The organism is Streptomyces sp. NPDC024687 (genome assembly GCF_055559055.1).
This window is the reverse complement of the sequence record NZ_JBVHLJ010000001.1, coordinates 630,289-647,092: the sequence shown is the minus strand read 5'-3', so window position 1 is coordinate 647,092 and position 16,804 is coordinate 630,289. Positions and strand designations below refer to the sequence as shown.

General features: G+C 70.4%; 15 protein-coding genes and 1 pseudogene. 6 read left to right on the top strand and 10 right to left on the bottom strand.

What is annotated here, in order from left to right; genetic code table 11:
- The first annotated feature begins 14 nt into the window (after window positions 1-14).
- Window positions 15-596 (top strand): TetR/AcrR family transcriptional regulator, encoded by a 582-nt coding sequence (locus ACZ39I_RS02860; protein WP_467242155.1) that lies wholly within the window; start codon window positions 15-17, stop codon window positions 594-596.
- Between the two features lie 24 nt (window positions 597-620).
- Here ACZ39I_RS02860 and ACZ39I_RS02855 read toward each other — a convergent pair whose 3' ends face one another.
- Complete coding sequence (locus ACZ39I_RS02855; RefSeq protein ID WP_467242151.1) at window positions 621-1,010, bottom strand: RidA family protein; 390 nt, start codon at window positions 1,008-1,010, stop codon at window positions 621-623.
- Between the two features lie 49 nt (window positions 1,011-1,059).
- Between ACZ39I_RS02855 and ACZ39I_RS02850 the strand changes: the two genes are divergently transcribed.
- Together ACZ39I_RS02850 and ACZ39I_RS02845 are read left to right on the top strand one after the other, a co-directional pair.
- Window positions 1,060-2,019 carry a LysR family transcriptional regulator gene (locus tag ACZ39I_RS02850; RefSeq protein ID WP_467242147.1) on the top strand — a complete coding sequence of 320 codons (960 nt, stop codon included), beginning with the start codon at window positions 1,060-1,062 and terminating at the stop codon, window positions 2,017-2,019.
- Between the two features lie 75 nt (window positions 2,020-2,094).
- Entirely contained in the window at window positions 2,095-3,342 is a 1,248-nt protein-coding gene (locus ACZ39I_RS02845; RefSeq protein ID WP_467242144.1) for a pyroglutamyl-peptidase I, read from the top strand.
- Here the strand turns inward: ACZ39I_RS02845 and ACZ39I_RS02840 are convergent.
- A complete protein-coding gene (locus tag ACZ39I_RS02840; protein WP_467242140.1) occupies window positions 3,290-3,772 on the bottom strand; it encodes a GNAT family N-acetyltransferase in 483 nt (160 codons plus the stop codon). The two genes, ACZ39I_RS02845 and ACZ39I_RS02840, sit on opposite strands and share 53 nt — an antisense overlap.
- On the bottom strand, window positions 3,756-4,577 hold the full coding sequence (locus ACZ39I_RS02835; protein WP_467242137.1) for an EI24 domain-containing protein: 822 nt from the start codon (window positions 4,575-4,577) through the stop codon (window positions 3,756-3,758). The genes ACZ39I_RS02840 and ACZ39I_RS02835 overlap by 17 nt, the downstream gene beginning before the upstream one ends.
- A 172-nt stretch (window positions 4,578-4,749) precedes the next feature.
- On the opposite strand from ACZ39I_RS02835, the gene ACZ39I_RS02830 reads away from it, so the two are divergent.
- The gene (locus tag ACZ39I_RS02830) at window positions 4,750-7,281 is read left to right on the top strand and encodes a M14 family zinc carboxypeptidase (protein ID WP_467242136.1); all 2,532 of its coding nucleotides are present in this window, start codon (window positions 4,750-4,752) and stop codon (window positions 7,279-7,281) included.
- 15 nt (window positions 7,282-7,296) lie between these two features.
- The gene (locus tag ACZ39I_RS02825) at window positions 7,297-8,448 is read left to right on the top strand and encodes a serine hydrolase domain-containing protein (RefSeq protein ID WP_467242132.1); all 1,152 of its coding nucleotides are present in this window, start codon (window positions 7,297-7,299) and stop codon (window positions 8,446-8,448) included.
- An 85-nt stretch (window positions 8,449-8,533) separates the two neighbouring features.
- Here the strand turns inward: ACZ39I_RS02825 and ACZ39I_RS02820 are convergent.
- Window positions 8,534-8,975: pseudogene (locus ACZ39I_RS02820) on the bottom strand (organic hydroperoxide resistance protein).
- A 107-nt stretch (window positions 8,976-9,082) separates the two neighbouring features.
- Entirely contained in the window at window positions 9,083-10,081 is a 999-nt protein-coding gene (locus ACZ39I_RS02815) for an NADP-dependent oxidoreductase (RefSeq protein WP_467242130.1), read from the bottom strand.
- A 92-nt stretch (window positions 10,082-10,173) separates the two neighbouring features.
- On the opposite strand from ACZ39I_RS02815, the gene ACZ39I_RS02810 reads away from it, so the two are divergent.
- On the top strand, window positions 10,174-10,608 hold the full coding sequence (locus ACZ39I_RS02810) for a MarR family winged helix-turn-helix transcriptional regulator (RefSeq protein WP_467242127.1): 435 nt from the start codon (window positions 10,174-10,176) through the stop codon (window positions 10,606-10,608).
- Between the two features lie 259 nt (window positions 10,609-10,867).
- On the opposite strand, the gene ACZ39I_RS02805 is transcribed toward ACZ39I_RS02810, so the two are convergent.
- The 5 genes from ACZ39I_RS02805 to ACZ39I_RS02785 form a co-directional block, all read right to left on the bottom strand.
- Window positions 10,868-11,773, bottom strand: a complete 906-nt coding sequence (locus ACZ39I_RS02805) for an SCO2400 family protein (protein WP_467242125.1) — start codon at window positions 11,771-11,773, stop codon at window positions 10,868-10,870.
- 144 nt (window positions 11,774-11,917) lie between these two features.
- Window positions 11,918-12,949: a galactofuranose ABC transporter, permease protein YjfF gene (gene yjfF, locus ACZ39I_RS02800; RefSeq protein ID WP_467242121.1), complete on the bottom strand. Its 1,032-nt coding sequence runs from the start codon at window positions 12,947-12,949 to the stop codon at window positions 11,918-11,920.
- Window positions 12,949-14,034, bottom strand: a complete 1,086-nt coding sequence (locus ACZ39I_RS02795; protein ID WP_467242117.1) for an ABC transporter permease — start codon at window positions 14,032-14,034, stop codon at window positions 12,949-12,951. Before ACZ39I_RS02795 ends, yjfF begins: the two co-directional genes overlap by 1 nt.
- Window positions 14,031-15,569, bottom strand: a complete 1,539-nt coding sequence (locus tag ACZ39I_RS02790) for a sugar ABC transporter ATP-binding protein (protein WP_352383459.1) — start codon at window positions 15,567-15,569, stop codon at window positions 14,031-14,033. The genes ACZ39I_RS02795 and ACZ39I_RS02790 overlap by 4 nt, the downstream gene beginning before the upstream one ends.
- Window positions 15,570-15,695: 126 nt before the next feature.
- Entirely contained in the window at window positions 15,696-16,697 is a 1,002-nt protein-coding gene (locus ACZ39I_RS02785; RefSeq protein ID WP_467242112.1) for an ABC transporter substrate-binding protein, read from the bottom strand.
- Window positions 16,698-16,804 lie beyond the last annotated feature (107 nt).

The following is a 16,804-nucleotide window of genomic DNA, read 5'->3' as shown; positions in this document are numbered from 1 at the left end:
TTTGCCTTGTCGGGATGTCGTACGGTGACGCCATGAGCGCCAGGACCAGAAGCGAGGAACGCCGGGCCGAGATCGTCCGGGCGGCCCTGGAGGTGATCGCCGAGCGCGGTTACCGGGGCGCGAGCCTGGCCGCGGTGGCCGAGCGGGTCGGGCTGACCCAGCAGGGGCTGCTGCACCACTTCCCGACGAAGGACGCGCTGCTGGTCGCGGTGCTGGAGGAGCGGGACAAGTGGGACGCCGTGCCCAACGGGAGCTGGCGCGTCGACCTGCTTGCCTCGCTCGTCGACTACAACGCGATGCGGCCCGGCATCATCCAGAGCTTCTCGGCACTGCTCGGCGAGAGCGTGACGGAGGGGCATCCGGCACGGGAGTACTTCACCGACCGCTACACCCGGGTGCGCGCGTCGATGGCGCTGGCCCTGCGCGCGGAGTACGGCGACCGCCTCCCGAACGGCCTGAGCCCGGAACGCACCGCACCGCTGCTGGTCGCGGTCATGGACGGCCTGCAGTACCAGTGGCTGCTGGACCCGGAGTCGGTGGACATGCCGGGAGCGTTCCGGGACTTTCTGCGACTGCTGGGCGAGCCGGCGGAATGAGGGTCACCGGCTCCGGCCGTCATGTCACCCGGCCGCCGGCACCGCTGCCACGACTTCGATCTCGATCCGCGCCTCGGGCCGGAAGAGCCGGGACACCTCGAAGGTCATGCTGGTGGGCGGGGTGCCGGTGAGGAACTCCCGCCGTACGGCGCCGTACTGCTCCAACTCGGAGATGTCCGTGAGGTAGGTGCGGATGTTGATGACGTCGGCCAGGCTCGCCCCGTGCGCCGCCAGCAGCGCGGCGAGGGTCTCGAAGACACCCCGGGACTGTTCGGCGAGCGTGGCACCCTCGGCGATCTGGCCGGAGACGAACAACAGGGCGCTGCCGTCTGCCTGTTGGACGCGCGCCACCTGGGAGTAGTAGGGGCTCAGGGGCTGGGGCGCGCCGGCGGGGTTGTCCAGGGTGATCTGCATGCCGTCGACGCTAGGTCCGCTCTTGCGATGCGACAAGCGAATGTCCAGCATGGCTGCCATGCCGAATCCGCATCGCACGCACCTACCTCCCGACCTCGCCACCGTCTGGCTGCGGGTCTTCCTGGAGGTGGCCCGGCACGAGTCGTTCACCGTGGCCGCACGCACGCTGGGCTGGACGCAGTCCGCGGTGTCCCGGCAGATCTCCTCGCTGGAGGGGGCGTTGGGCGGGGCGCCGCTGTTCGACCGGCTGCCGCGGGGGGTCCGGCTGACGGAGGCGGGGCGGGTGCTCGTGCCGTACGCGGAGACCGTCACCGGGGCGCTGCACGGGGCCGCGCGCGAGCTGGCGGCGCTGCGTGAAGCGGCGGGCGGGCGGCTGCGGTTCGGGGCGTTCCCGACGGCGGACGCGGCACTGGTCCCGCACGCACTCGGCGCCTTCCGCACCCGCCGTCCGGGGGTGCGGGTCTCCCGCGAGGAGGGGCTCACGCCGTCGTTGCTGGACCGGCTCACCGAGGGGCGGCTGGATCTCGCGGTCGTCTCCACGACCGGCGGGCCGCCGCTGTCGGGTTACGAACTGAGCCATCTGCTCGACGAGTCGCTCTACGTCGCCGTCCCGGCCGGCCATCCGCTGGTGGGCGCCGGTCCGGTACGGCTGGGGCAACTCGCGGACGCCGACTGGATCTCCGGGAGTCCGCGGCCCGAGGGCACGCTGCTCGACGCGGCCCTGCGGCAGGGCTTCCGGCCGCGGATCGCGCATGTCGTCGGCGAGTGGACCGCCAAGCAGGGCTACGTCGCCGCCGGGCTCGGCGTGACGCTGGTCCCGGCGCTCGCCGCGCAGGCCGTACGACCGGACGTCGTGCTGCTCCCGGTGCTCGACGAAGGGGCCCCGGCGCGGGCCGTGTACGCGGCGACACCGCGGGGCCGGGCCCCCTCACCGGCCGTGGCGGCGTTCGTGGCGGCGCTGCGGGAGGCTGCGGGGCGGATTCCGCGCACGTCGCCCCCCATGGCGTAGACCACTTCCGTCACGCGATACTGCCGTCGTCCGGTACCACTCGCGCCCCACAGCGACGGAAGGACCTGAACTCCCTTGACTTCCCTACGTGTTCGGATCGGCATTCTCGGACTGGCCCTGCTGGCGGGGTCGGCGGCCCCCGTGAGTCCGGCGGCGGCCGCGGACGTGCCCTCGCCCACGGTGGAGGAGCGGCGGCTCGACCGGGCCGTGCCGCGGGAGATCCTCGAACGGTCCGGATTCGACGTCGTGCCGCTGCGCTTCACTCGGGCGCTCGGGTCGGCGCGTTCCTACGCGGAGGCGCGGAAGGTCGTCGTGCGGCAGGGGTCCGCGCTGTGGAAGCGGGCCGTCGACCGGGCGCAGGGGCGGGGGCCGGCCGGCGGGGATCTCAGCCGGGACGACGACCGGCCCCTGTACTGGGCGCGGTTGGCGATGACGCGTGAAGTGCGGACCTGGCAGGCGCCGTTCGGGCTGACGGACACGCAACGGACATCTCTGCTCGGGGAGTTGGAGCGGACCTCGCGGGGGCAGACCGCGGTGCGGTATCCCGGGGGTGACCGGCTGAAGCGGGTGCTCGTCACCGGGTTCGATCCGTTCACGCTGGACCGGGACATACGGATCTCGAACCCGTCCGGGGCCAGTGCGCTCGCGCTCGACGGGACGGTGATCCGGACGGCGAACGGGCCGGCGCGGGTGGAGACCGTGGTGTTCCCGGTGCGGTGGCAGGACTTCACGGACCGGACCGTGGAACGGGCGCTGCGGCCGTATCTGAAGCGGGTGGATCTCTTCACGACCGTGAGTCAGGGGCGGGTCGGGCGGTTCGACATCGAGCGGACCAACGGGGCCTGGCGGGGCGGGTTCGCCGACAACGACAACGTCGGGGTGACGGGGTTGGTGCCGGTTTCCGACCCGGGCTCGCAGCCGCAGTGGACGACGACGACACTGCCGTACAAGGCGATCGTGGACGCGGACACCGGGCGCTTTCCCGTCTACGACCACACCAGCGTGACCGAGGTCCCCGCGGGAGGGACGCAGCCCGTGGTCCGTCCGGACGGGCCGACCCCGGGGTCCACCGCGCGGGCGGGGGGCGGCGGGGACTACCTCTCCAACGAGATCGCGTACCGGGCCACGCTGCTGCGGGACCGGCTGGGGCTGCACGACGTCCTGCCGGGCGGCCATGTGCACACGCCGGTGCTGGAGTTCGGGACCGGCAACACGGACCCGGCGACGGGGACGGTGACCGACCCGGGGTTCGTGCGCAACCGGCTGGACATCATCGCGCAGGTGCGGGGGATTCTGACGGTCGCGGTGGAGAAGGCCACTTGAGGTAGGTCGCCGTGTCCGTGAAGTCCAGGCGGCGGTAGAAGTCGGCGGCCCTGCGTGTCGGCACGGTCATCTCCACGTCCTGGGCGTGCCGCGCGCGGTCCTGCATGGCCCGGACGAGCCGGGAGCCCGTGCCGCGGCCGCGCAGGGGCGTGTCCACGGCGAGTTCGAGGAGTTCGAGGACCGTGCCGCCCGCGAACAGGGTCGGCATCCGGGCCGCGTAGGCGTAGCCGATCACCTGGGTGTTCCGGTCCGCCACCAGGAACTCGGCGCGGCCCTCGGCCGCGGCGCGGAGGGCCTCGGGAAACGCGACGGTCGTAAAGCGGTCCAGGTCGGGGCGACAGGTGGTGGCGAAGTCGCTGAGGAGGCGGAAGACGGCGTCCGCGTCCTGGGCGGTCGCCGGACGGACCGTCGCCTCAGGTGCCGAGTTCACCGGACACGGACTCGCCGTCGGACTCGTCGGAACCCTCCGGTTCCTCGGACCCGTCCCGTGTCTCCTCCCCCAGCAGTTCCCGTGCCATCAGCGTGGTCCCCGCCACCGCGCCCGGCATCAGGAACACCGCGACGAAGGGGACCACGAAGGCCAGGGCGAGCGGGGTGCCGAAGCCCCAGATGAGGGTCTTGCGGGAGCGGAGCAGGGTCAGGCGGGCCCGGAGGTCCACGCCTCGGCGTTGGAGGGCAACCGCGGTCAGTTCCTCGGTGAGGAAGAAGCCGGTCACGAAGAAGCCGATCACCGGGATCGCGGTCTGGCCGATGAAGGGGACGAAACCCAGGGCGAAGAGGAGGACCGCCCACAGGGCGGCCCGGATCACGATGCGCAGGCTGTCCCTCGCCGAGATCCACAGCTCGCGCCAGAGCGGCAGACCGGACTCGGGGGCCGTGCAGTCCGGGGAGACGTCCCGGTCGACCTTCTCGGAGAGGTTCTCGTAGAAGGGCTGGCCGACGAGGAGGGTGACCGCCGTGAAGGTCAGGACCGACAGCAGGAGGGCCAACGCGAACAGGACAGCCGTGAGGAAGCCCCGGAACAGGCCCTGCCACGGGCTCGACCAGTCGTCGGCGAAGGGGGTCGCCCAGGACACCGCGTCCTCGCCCCAGGTCGCCAGGGCCACCAGTGCCGCCACGTACAGCACCAGGGTTATCAGGCCCGGGACCAGTCCGAAGCCGTACTGCTTGCCGTGCCGGGCCACCCACCGCTGGCCCTTCAGGAGATAGTGGAACCCCGCCCCGAAATCACGCATGTCCCGCACCCTATCGGGTGCCTCCGGAGCTGCGGATACGGCCTTGTGCCCGGTCCGGACACCCGACTTGCGCCATCCGGGGCATCGGCGCCACGAACTCCCTCTTGTTGCGGTTGAGTCGAACAGGTACATCTCGCCGTACCGATCTCAGGAAGCCCAGGAGGAGGTACGCGTGCACACCACGAGAACCGTTCCTGCGAGACCCGTCCTGCTCATCGCCCTCACGAGCGCACTGCTTCTCACCCCCAACAGCGCGACCGCGGATCCCGAACCCCCGACCCGCGAGAGCGCCGGCGACCAGGCCCCGGCCCGGGCCCCGGAGAGCGCCACCCGGCGGGCGCTCACCGCCCCGACCACCGGCTTCACGGACACCACCCGCGGCTATCCCCGCGAGCAGGTCCTCACCCCGGACCCCGTCGACCCGGCGGACAAGTCCGTCAAGCTGGGCCTCACGCCGTACCACGCGATCGCGCCGAGGCTCAACGCCCTGCAGCGACTGGGCGACCGGGTGAGCGTGGAGGTCGCCGGGCGTTCGGCGGGCGGGCACCGGCTCTACCTCGTCACCGTGACCGCCCCGGAGACCACCGCCCGGGCCCGCGCCCAGGAGCGGATGCGCGAACTCATCGAGAACGCGCCCGCGGCCGCCGCCAAGTCGAGGGAGATCAAGGCGGGTTACAAAGCGCCGGTCTTCTTCAACAACAACATCCACGGCAACGAGTGGGAGGGCACCGACGCCTCCCTGAAGCTGATCGAGCAGCTCGCGACGGCCGAGGACGCCCGCACGAAGGACCTTCTCGCCCATTCCCGGCTGTACTTCAACATCACCGCCAACCCCGACGGCCGTATCGCCGGGACCCGGGCGAACGCCAACGGCTTCGACCTCAACCGGGACTTCGTGACCGCCTCGCAGCCCGAGACGCGGGCCATGCGGCAGATCGAGATCGACAAGCAGCCGGCCGTGATGCTCGACCTGCACGGGTACGTCAACGGCACACTCATCGAGCCCACCACTCCCCCGCACGGCGAGAACTACGAGTACGACCTCTTTCTGAAGAACACCTACGCCAACGCCCTGGGCATGGAGGCCGCCGTCAACGGCCTCGGTTACACACCCGCGAAGGACGGTGTCGAGGCCGCGCAGATCCCCTTCCGGGACCAGGAGGAGGGCTGGGACGACTGGCCGCCGATCTTCACCCCGCAGTACGCGGCCTTCCACGGCGCGGTCGCCGCGCACACGGTCGAGATCCCGCTGGCCGTCAACAACTCCCTCTACGACAGCCTGCCCGCGGCGGAGCTGCGGCGCCGGTCCGCGGTCAACACGGCGGTGGCGGACGCGGCCATCAGGGCGACGCTCGACTTCGTCCGGAACAGGCGCGCTTCGCTGATCGCCGACCAGATCGAGGTGTTCCGGCGCGGGGCGGCGGGAGCCGCTCAGGTGCCGGTGTCCGAGGAGACGGTCCCCGGGGTGCCGGGCATCGGGCCCGAGGACGTGTACACCGCCGGCTTCCCCCGCGCGTACGTGATTCCGGCCGGTACGACCGACACCGCCGCCGCCCGTCTCGTCGACCACCTTCTCGCCAACGACGTCCGCGTCAGCCGCGCGAGCCGGGACTTTTGGCTCGGCGGACGGACGTACCCCAAGGGCTCGTACGTCGTCGACATGCGCCAGCCGAAGCGGGGCCTGGCGAACGTGCTGCTCGCGGACGGCCGGGCCATCAGCGACAAGGTCTCCGTGATGTACGACATCTCGGGCTGGAGCCTGGGACGGCTGTGGGGCGCGACGGTCGTGTCGGTCACGTCCGGGAACCTGGCCGGTGCGCCCCTGAGGGCCGTCCGGGCCGCCGCGCACGTCGGCCGGGTGGCCCCGCGCGGTGACCTGCGACTGCGGCTGACCGACCCGCAGGAGATCGCGGCGCTCAACTCCCTTCTCCGGCAAGGTGTTCCGGTACGGCGGGCTGCCGACGGCAGCGCGATCGTGCCCGCGTCGGCACGTGCCCTGGCCACCGAGGCCGCTCGCACCCACGACGTGGTGTTCGACGCGACGGGGCAGAAGGGCACGGCCCCACTGCGCCGCACCCGGGTGGCCGCCGCCGTGACTCCCGGCGAGCTGTTCGCGCTGCGGGAGATGGGCTTCGAGGTCACCCCGGTCTCGACGGCCGTCCTGAACGCCGGTTTCGACTGGTCGTCGGTGGACGTGCTGTTCGTGTCGGCGGGGCTGGACCGCGACGCCCTCACCAGCGGCGCCCGGACGGCCCTGGAAGCCTTCCTGGGCGCCGGGCACGGCCTCGTCGGGCGCGGGGTCGTCGGGGCCCGGCTGAGCGCGGACACGGGGCTGCTGGCCGCGAAGCCGGTGGAGGGCAACGGGGACGCCAACGGGGTGGTGCGGGTGGTGAGTCCGGGGCCGGTGGCGGCCGGGACGCCGAACCACAGCTTTGTCTACGCGCCGGTCTGGTTCACCGATCTCGGGCCGGGGGTGCGGGTGGAGCAGTCGTACGCCACCGGGAACCCCCTGGTCTCCGGGCACTGGCGGTCGCTGCCGGACGGCACCGGCGGTCCCGCCGCCGCGGCCGGGCAGGCCTCGGTCGTCAGCGGCCCGCGAGCCGTTCTGTTCGGCACCGAGCCCCTCTTCCGGGATCACCCGAAGGGGGAGTTCGCCCAGGTCGGGCGGGCATTGTTCACCATGGCACACGCGAGCAGCGGCTGAAGTTGAGGAGAGCGGATGACGCAGGAGATCCACGGCACCGTCGCGGACGGCTTCGAGGCGGTGCGCGAGGAGTTCGCCGCTTTCGTGGCGGGCGAACGGCCCGACTACGAGGGGCAGTTGAGCGCGTTTGTGCACGGCAGGCGGGTCGTCGACCTGTGGGCCGGTGAGGGCGTCGGACCGGACTCCCTGTACGGCGTGTTCTCGTCGACCAAGGGTGCCGCCCATCTGGTAGTCGCGCTCCTCGTCCAGGAGGGCACCCTGGAACTGGACCGCAAAGTGACCTACTACTGGCCGGAGTTCGGCGCCGAGGGCAAGGGCCAGCTGACCCTGCGGGAGCTGCTGGCGCACCGGGCCGGAGTGGTGGGCCTCGACGCCGGGTTCTCGGCACAGGAGCTGGCGGACGACCGGGCGCTGGCGGAACGGCTCGCGGACCAGAAGCCGTTCTGGCGCCCCGGCACGGCGTTCGGCTACCACGCGCTCGTGATCGGCGCGCTCACCGGCGAGATCGTGCGGCGGGCGACGGGCCGTTCGCTCCAGGACGTGTACGAGGAGCGCATCCGGGCGCCGTACGGGCTGGACTTCCACCTGGGGCTGCCCGGAGCCCTGGAGCCCCGGTACCGCTCCGTGCAGCCGATGGCCCCGACCGCCGAGCAGCAGGCCCTGCTGGACGCGGCGCCGACGGGTCCGCACACCCTGGCCGCGATCGCCTTCAACCAGCAGGTGCCGGACCCGGGTGACCTGGTGGGATACGCCAACTCCCGTGCCGTACGGGCGAAAGGGCCGGCGTCGGCGGGCGGGGTGGCGGCCGCGCGGGGCCTGGCCGGGATGTACGCGGCGGCGATCAGCGAAGTGGCCGACCGGCCGCCCCTGTTGAAGCCGGACACCATCGCGGAGGTGGGTCAGATCCACTCCGTCGGCTACGACCTGGTGGCCCGTGCGCACAAGTCCTACGGCCTCGGCTTCCAGGCCACGGCCGACATGTGGCACCCCTACCTGGGCGCCGGTTCCTTCGGCCACAGCGGCGCCGGGGGCTCCCAGGCCTTTGCCGACCCCCGCAGCGGTCTGGCCTACGGGTACACCCGCCGCCGGATGGCGTTCCCGGGAGGGGCGGCGCCGGAGAACGAGCGGTTCGTGCGGGCCGTGCACCGGGCGGCTCTGGCCGTGTGAGCCGTTGGTGAGCCGTACGACATGAGCGGAGGCGGTACCCCACGTCCAGGGGTACCGCCTCCGCCTGTACGACCAACGAGCTCCGTCAGGTGAGCGTCACGGAGATGTTCCCGCGGGTCGCCTTCGAGTACGGGCAGACCTGGTGGGCCTTCTCAAGCAGGGCCCGGGCGGTCTGCGTGTCGACGTTCGGGACGGTCGCCGAGATCTCGACGATCAGTCCGAAGCCGTCGGTGTTCCTGCCGATGCCGACCTTCGCGGTGACCGTCGAGCCGGAGAGGTCGGCCTTCTCCGGAGAGGTCGGCCTTCTCCTGGCGGGCGACGACACCGAGGGCGCCCTGGAAGCAGGCGCTGTAACCGGCGGCGAAGAGCTGTTCCGGGTTGGTGCCGTTGCCGCTGCCGCCCATCTCCTCGGGCGGGTTGACGACCACGTCGAGCCTGCCGTCGTCGGTGGCGACCCGGCCGTCGCGGCCGTTCTCGGCGGTGGCGACGGCGGTGTACAGGACGTCGGACTGCTGGATCTCCGGCATGCGAATGTCTTCCTCCTCGGTCCGCCGCGACTCGCGCCCACGATCGACGGCGGAATTCGGAAAGAAGTTACCGCATGCCGGAAATTCAGCACAGGGGACCGCGGAGGTCAGAGCTTGACGATCATCTTTCCGGTGTTGTCGCCGCGCAGAACCCCGAGGAAGGCCTCCAGGTTGTTCTCGATGCCCTCGACGACCGTCTCGCGGTACTTGAGTTCTCCGGACGCCACCCACGGGCCGACCTCGGAGACGAACTCCGGCTGGAGGCCGTAGTGGTCGCCGACCAGGAAGCCCTCGATGCGGCCGCGGGTCTGGATCAGACGGGCGAGGTTGCGCGGGCCGGGGGCGGCCTCGGTGTTGTTGTAGACGGAGATCATGCCGCAGACCGCGATCCGGCCACCCTGGTTCAGGGAGCCGATGGCGGCCTCCAGGTGGTCGCCGCCGACGTTGTCGAAGTAGACGTCGACGCCGTCCGGGGCGGCTTCGCGCAGCTGGTCGCTGACCTTGCCGTTCTTGTAGTTGAAGGCCGCGTCGAAGCCGTACTCCTCGACGAGCAGCTTGACCTTCTCGTCCGAGCCGGCCGAGCCGATGACCCGGGAGGCGCCCTTGAGCTTGGCGATCTGGCCGACCTGGCTGCCGACGGCACCCGCGGCGCCGGACACGAAGACCGAGTCGCCCTCCTTGAAGGAGGCGGTGCGCAGGAGGCCGGCGTAGGCGGTGAGGCCGGTCATGCCGAGGACGCCGAGGTACGTCGACAGGGGGGCCTGGTCGGCGTCCACCTTGACGGCGTTCTCGGCGCGTACGACCGCGTACTCACGCCAGCCGAGGAAGTGCAGGACGTGGTCGCCGACGGCGATGCCCTCGGCGTTGGACTCCACGACCTCGCCCACCGCGCCGCCCTGCATGACCTTGCCGAGCTCGAAGGGGGCGACGTACGACTTCGCGGCGCTCATACGGCCGCGCATGTACGGGTCGACGGAGAGGTACTTGTTCCGGACCAGCACCTGGCCCTCACCGGGGGTCGGGACCTCGGCTTCGACCAGGGCGAAGTCCTCCGGCTTGGGCCAGCCGACCGGGCGGGACAGGAGGTGCCATTCGCGGTTGATCATGATGCCTGGACCTTTCCATTTTATTTCAGTACCTGAAACAACCATGCCTCTGAATATTTCAGGTTGTCAAGTAAAGGAGTACCCTGGAGCCCATGCCCACTCCTCACAGAACCCGGCCCGACGCGCTGACCATGGAAGTCGTGGAGCTCATCGGGGACGTGGTGGCCCGCTTCTACTCGGACTACGAGGACGCGGCCGCGGAGCACGCCCTCACCGGGGCGCAGGCGCGGCTGCTGAGTCTGCTGTCCCTGGAGGCGCTGCCCATGCGCAAGCTGGCCCAGAAACTGAAGTGCGAGCCGTCGAACGTCACCGGGATAGTGGACCGTCTTGAGGCACGCGGGCTGGTGGAGCGGCGGCCCGACCCCGCGGACCGGCGGGTGAAGGTGGCGGCGGCGACGGAGGCGGGAGTCCAGGTGGCCCGGGACCTGCGCGAGGGGCTGCGGTTCGCCCGGGAGCCGCTGGCCGGGTTGTCCCACGGCGAGCGGGAGTCACTGCGGGATCTGCTGCGGCGGATGCGGGACGCGTAGGAGCGGCGGGGGTTCGGGGGGCCTTGCCGGTTCGGTTACTGCGGGTTCGTCGCGGCAGGTCGCGCCCTGCGGCGGAGCCGCTGATGTCACAGGCCCAGGCCCCCTCGGGTTGGCGCAGCCACGACCGTTCGGCTGTACCGCCTTTCCGGCGGCTCGGAGTTGGTCATGGCTGGGCGCCCCCCGCGGCGGAGCCGCTGAGGTCACAGGCCCGCGCCCCTGGGGGTCCGGTCGTACATCTTCCTTTACGTGAGCGCATGGCTCACGTGCACCACCACAGGAAGCGGTCGCACTCTGTCGGGGACGGGTCCGGGCTCGGCGCCGCGGTGGTGGGGGTGGCCGTGGGGGCCGAACCGCCGCTCGTGGACGTGGGGGTGGCGGTGGGGGTCGACGCGTCGGCAGCCCTGGTGGGCTCCGACTGGGCGTCGGGGCTCTTGCTCGCGTCGGCCTCCTCGCTCTTGGACGCGGAGGGTGACCGGGACTCGGAACCGGACGGGGAAGGCGAGTTCGAGGGGACGGCTCCTCCGGAGTCGGCCTCCGTCGACGCCGACGCACTCGCCTCCGGGGAGGTGCCGCCGTCGGCGGACTCCCCGCCCGCCGCGGCCGGCTTGGGGGACGATCCCGGGGCGTCCATGCCCAGTTCCGCGAGGCTCAGACCGCCGGCCGCGAGCACGAAGCCGGCGGCGATCAGGAGGGTCCGGCGACGACGCCGGCGGTGCGCTGCGGCTTTGCGGTCGCGCCGGCTCGCCCCGCCCGCGAAACCGTCGGGGTCCTCGCCGTCGACCTCGAACTCGTCGGCGTCGTCGTGGTCCTCGGGAACGCCCTGCGCCTGCGCGGTCCGGCCACCACGGCCTCGTGCGCGTCGCCGCACCGCCCGGCCGCCGCCCACGGGTTCGGCCGCCGCCTCGGCCGCCTCCGGCCGCTCGACCTCGTCGTGACTCTCCCCGGCCTCCGCCACCACGCCGGCCTCGGCCTGACCGCTCTCGTACGAGGCGGCCACTTGAGGGGTCCCGTACGCGACCGCGTATCCGCCGCCCTGTGTCACCTCGGCACCGTATGTCTCATACGCGGCGCCGTCGTACGCGTGCAGTTGGTGGGCCGGCGTGCCGCACCCCGGGCAGGCGAGGGCGCCGTTGAGGTGCCGTCGGCACGGGAGGCAGAAGTCCATGACGCGGGAAGATTAAGTTCCGGACCGGTGGCGTTCCTAGAGCCAGTCGTGAAGGTTGTGTGGGGAACCGGCCGTTCCGGTGCGGCAGTCGAGGATGTTCCACTCCCATCGCATCGAAACCGACATCGCCGGTTCCCCGTCGGCTCAGTTTTTCCTACGGGCCGTCATCACGCGCTGGATCAGAATGAACGCGCAGAGCAGCACACCGGTGGCGATCTTCGTCCACCAGGAGCTGAGCGTGCCCTCGAACTGGATGATGCTCTTGATCAGGCCGAGGACGAGGACGCCGAAGAGGGTGCCCAGGACATAGCCGGAGCCGCCCGTCAGCAGGGTGCCGCCGATGACCACCGCGGCGATCGCGTCGAGTTCCATTCCCACGGCGTGCAGCGGGTCACCGGACTGGATGTACAGCATGAAGAGCAGGCCGGCCAGTGCGGAGCAGAAGCCGCTCATCGTGTAGACCGCGATCTTCGTGCCGCCCAGCGGGAGGCCCATCAGCAGGGCCGACTGCTCGTTGCCGCCGATGGCATACACCCGGCGTCCGAAACGGGTGTAGTGCAGGACGTAGAAGGCCGCGGCGAGGACGACCAGGGCCACGACGGCGCCGATCGACAAGTCCCCCACGCCCAGCGGCACCCGCGTCTGCGCAAGGCTGCTCACGTCGGAGTCGTCGATGGCGATCGACTCCTTGCTGATGACCAGGCACAGGCCCCGGAAGAGGAAGAGACCGGCGAGCGTCACGATGAACGGCTGGATCTCGAAGTTGTGGATCACATAGCCCATGAGGAAGCCGCCGAACGCTCCCACGGCCAGGGATATGGGGATCACCAGCAGCAGGGGCAGGCCCACGTCCTGTACCAGCCACGCCGTCAGCATCGTCGTGAAGCCGATCACCGAGCCCACCGACAGGTCGATGCCGCCCGACATGATGACGAAGGTGGCCCCGACGGCGGCGACCAGCAGATAGCCGTTGTCAATGAACAGGTTGAGGAACACCTGCGAGTCGCCGAAGCCGTAGTTCTGGTAGCGGCTGAGGCCGACGATGTACATCACGAGGAACAGACCGGCCGTGACCAGGACGGGCAGCCGCCGGTCGCCGAGCAGGCGGGCGGACCTGGACGTCGTACGGCGCTCCGGCGCGCCGGGTGTCGCGGGAGTCTTGGTGGTCGTACTCATCACGACACCTCCATCTTGGGAGCGGGGTCGGCGGGCTCGGCGACCGCGGCGGGCGCTGCCGGGCCGGCGGTCTTCGCGCGGCCGCCGAAGACCTTGGCGCGGAACTTCGGGGACTGGAGCAGGCACACGACGATGACGACGGCTGCCTTGAAGACCAGGTTGGTCTGGGTGGGAACGCCGATGGTGTAGATCGTCGTCGTGAGGGTCTGGATGACCAGGGCGCCGATGACCGTGCCGCCGATGGAGAAGCGTCCGCCGAGCAGCGAGGTGCCGCCGATGACGACGGCGAGGATCGCGTCGAGTTCGATCCACAGGCCGGCGTTGTTGCCGTCCGCGGCCGAGGTGTTGGAGCTGATCATCAGGCCCGCGATGCCCGCGCACACCGCGCAGAACACGTACACCATGATCTTGATGCGCATCGACCGGATGCCCACCAGACGACTGGCCTCGGCGTTGCCGCCCACCGACTCGACGAGCAGACCGAGGGCCGTGCGGCGGGTCAGCAGGACGGTGACGGCCACGACCGCGGCCACCACGAAGATGGAGAAGGGCAGCGTCAGCCAGTAGCCGCCGCCGATGAGGCTGTACGGCTCGCTGTTGATGGTGATGATCTGGCCGTCGGTGATCAGCTGGGCGACACCGCGGCCGGCGACCATGATGATGAGGGTCGCGATGATGGGCTGGATGCCCATCCTGGCGACGAGGAAGCCGTTCCACAGGCCGCAGACCACCGCCGCGATCAGGCCGAGGCCCATCGCGAGCAGCACGGAGGACAGGGCGCCCTGGTCGGCCTGGTCGCTGATGTACGAACAGGTGAGGGCCCCGGTGATGGCGACCACGGCGCCGACCGAGAGGTCGATGCCGCCGGTGGCGATGACCAGGGTCATGCCGACCGCCACCAGGATCAGGGGCGAGCCGAACAGCACGATCGAGACGAGGCTGCCGTAGAGGTGGCCGTTCGTCATGTGGATCGCGAAGAAGTCGGGCGTGAAGGGGACGTTGACGAGCAGCAGGGCCACCAGGACCGCGACCGGCCAGAACAGGTGATGGCGCGTCAGAGCTCGCCAGCGGGAGGTGGTGGTCACTGGTGTGCTCCGCTCGCGATGGTCTCGAGGATCTTGCTGGGGGTGATCTCGGGCCCGTTGGTGAGCTGCGCCACCAGCTTTCGGTCGCGCAGCACCCCGATGGTGTGGCTGAGGCGGAGGACCTCCTCCAGCTCGGCCGCGATGTAGAGCACGGACATGCCGTCCTCGGAGAGGGAGACCACCAGCTTCTGGATCTCCGTCTTGGCGCCGATGTCGATGCCGCGCGTCGGCTCGTCCAGGATGAGCAGCTTCGGCTGGGTGATCAGCCAGCGGGCGAGAAGCACCTTCTGCTGGTTTCCGCCGCTCAACTGGCCGACCCTGGCTTCGGGGTTGGCGGGGCGGATGTCCAGCGCCTTGATGTACTTGGCGACGAGTTCGTCGCGCTGCGCGGTGGGGATGGGCCGGGTCCAGCCGCGGGCCGCCTGCAGGGCGAGAATGATGTTCTCACGGACCGTCAGATCCGGTACCAGACCCTCGGTCTTGCGGTTCTCCGAGCAGAACGCGACCCCGGCGCCGATGGCGTCGTTCGGGGCGCTCAGGGAGACCTGCTTGCCGCCGATGGTCACCGTGCCGCTGTCCGGCTGGTCGGCGCCGAAGAGCAGCCGGGCCAGTTCGGTGCGGCCGGAGCCGAGCAGTCCCGCGAGGCCGACGACCTCGCCCTTCTTGATGTCCAGGTCGAAGGGGGCGATGCCACCGGTCCTGCCGAGGCCCTCGGCCTTCAGCAGCGACTCGCCCACGTCCGCGTGGAGTTGCTGGTCGTGCAGCTCCTCCAGCTGGTCCAGGGCCTTGCCGATCATCAGCTCGATCAGCCCGACCTGGTCGAGGTCGCGGACCATGTGCTCGCCGACCAGGGTGCCGTTGCGAAGGATGGTCATGCGGTCGCAGATCTCGTAGATCTGGTCGAGAAAGTGGGAGACGAAGAGGATCGCCACGCCCTCGTCCCTCAACTGCCGCATCAGGCGGAACAGTTCGAGGACCTCGTCACGGTCGAGGCTGGAGGTCGGCTCGTCCAGGACCAGGACCTTGGTGCCGGAGCCCTCGCCGTCACTGTCACCGGTGCCCACCGACCGTACGATCGCGACCAGTTGCTGCACCGCGAGGGGGTACGAGGACAGCGGCGCGGTGACGTCGATGTCGAGGCCGAGGCGGTCGACGAGCTCCGCCGCCTCCTTGCGCATGCGCTTCCACTGGATGCGGCCCGCGCGGGTGGGCTCACGTCCGATGAAGATGTTCTCCGCCACCGACAGGTTGGGGCAGAGGTTGACCTCCTGGTAGACCGTGCTGATGCCGGCCTGCTGCGCCTGCAGCGGGCTGTCGATCCGCACGGCCTCGCCGTCGAGGGTGATGGTGCCGCCGTCCAGGGAGTAGACGCCGGTGAGCACCTTGATCAGGGTGGACTTCCCTGCCCCGTTCTCGCCCATCAGGGCGTGGATCTCGCCGGGGAAGAGCCGGAAGTCGACGCCCGACAGAGCCCTTACCCCTGGAAACTCTTTGACTATGCCCGTCATCTCCAGGACGGGCTGCGGCTCTGCCATGGCAGCGCTCCTCATGGATTCGTCGAATCTCGTTCACGGCCCGCGGGGAGCCTCCTTGAGCCGAGGTGTGCTCGGCCTGCCGGAGGCTCCCCGACGGTGGGTGCGGTCGGTCGGTGCTGCGGTCGGTCAGTACTTGCGGCTGGGGAGCGCGGCCTTGGCCTGGTCCTGCATGAAGTCGCCCTCCTTGGTCTTGATCCAGCGCTCGACCGAGTCGCCGTTCTTGACCTTCTTCACGACGTCCATCAGCTGGGGGCCGAGCAGCGGGTTGCACTCGACGATGGCGTTGATCTTGCCCTCGGACATGGCCACGAAGCCGTCCTTCACGCCGTCGATCGAGACGATCAGGATGTCCTTGCCGGGCTTCTTGCCGGCCGCCTCGATGGACTGGATGGCGCCGATGGCCATGTCGTCGTTGTGCGCGAAGAGGACGTTGACGTCCGGGTTGGACTGCAGGAAGGCCGCCATGACCTGCTTGCCACCGGCGCGGGTGAAGTCACCGGTCTGGCTGACGACGATCTTCCAGTCGTCCTTGTGCTCGGCGTCCATGACCTCCTTGAAGCCCTTGGCGCGCTCGATGGCGGGGGCGGCACCGGTGGTGCCTTCCAGCTGGGCGATCTTCACGGCGCCCTTGTGACCGGCCTTCGTCAGTACCTTCTCCAGGATCCTGGCGGCGCGGCGGCCCTCGTCGGTGAAGTCGGAGCCGACCAGCGTGACGTACAGGGACTGGTCGGAGGTCTCCACGGAGCGGTCGGTGAGGACCACCGGGATCTTCGCGGCCTTGGCCTCCTTGAGCACCGCGTCCCAGCCGGTGACGACGACCGGGGAGAAGGCTATGACGTCCACCTTCTGCGCGATGTAGCTGCGGATGGCGGAGATCTGGTTCTCCTGCTTCTGCTGGGCGTCGGAGAACTTCAGGTTGTAACCCGCCTCCTTGGCCGCGGACTTCACCGAGTCGGTGTTGGCGCTGCGCCAGCCGCTCTCGGAGCCGACCTGGGAGAAGCCGAGGGTGATCGCCTTGCTGCCGTCGGCGGAGGTGCTGGACCCCTTGTCGTCCTTGGCGCAGGCCGCCAGGGTGCCCGCCGCCGCCACGCCGATCGCCGCAGTGAGGAAGTTCCTTCTGTTGAGCATGTTCTTCTCCTTTGAAGAGCCAGGACCGATCGCACTGCGTCCAGCCTGTCGATCATTATTCGAAATACCGGTCACACTGGTGTGCGAATATTGCCGGTTCGTGCTTC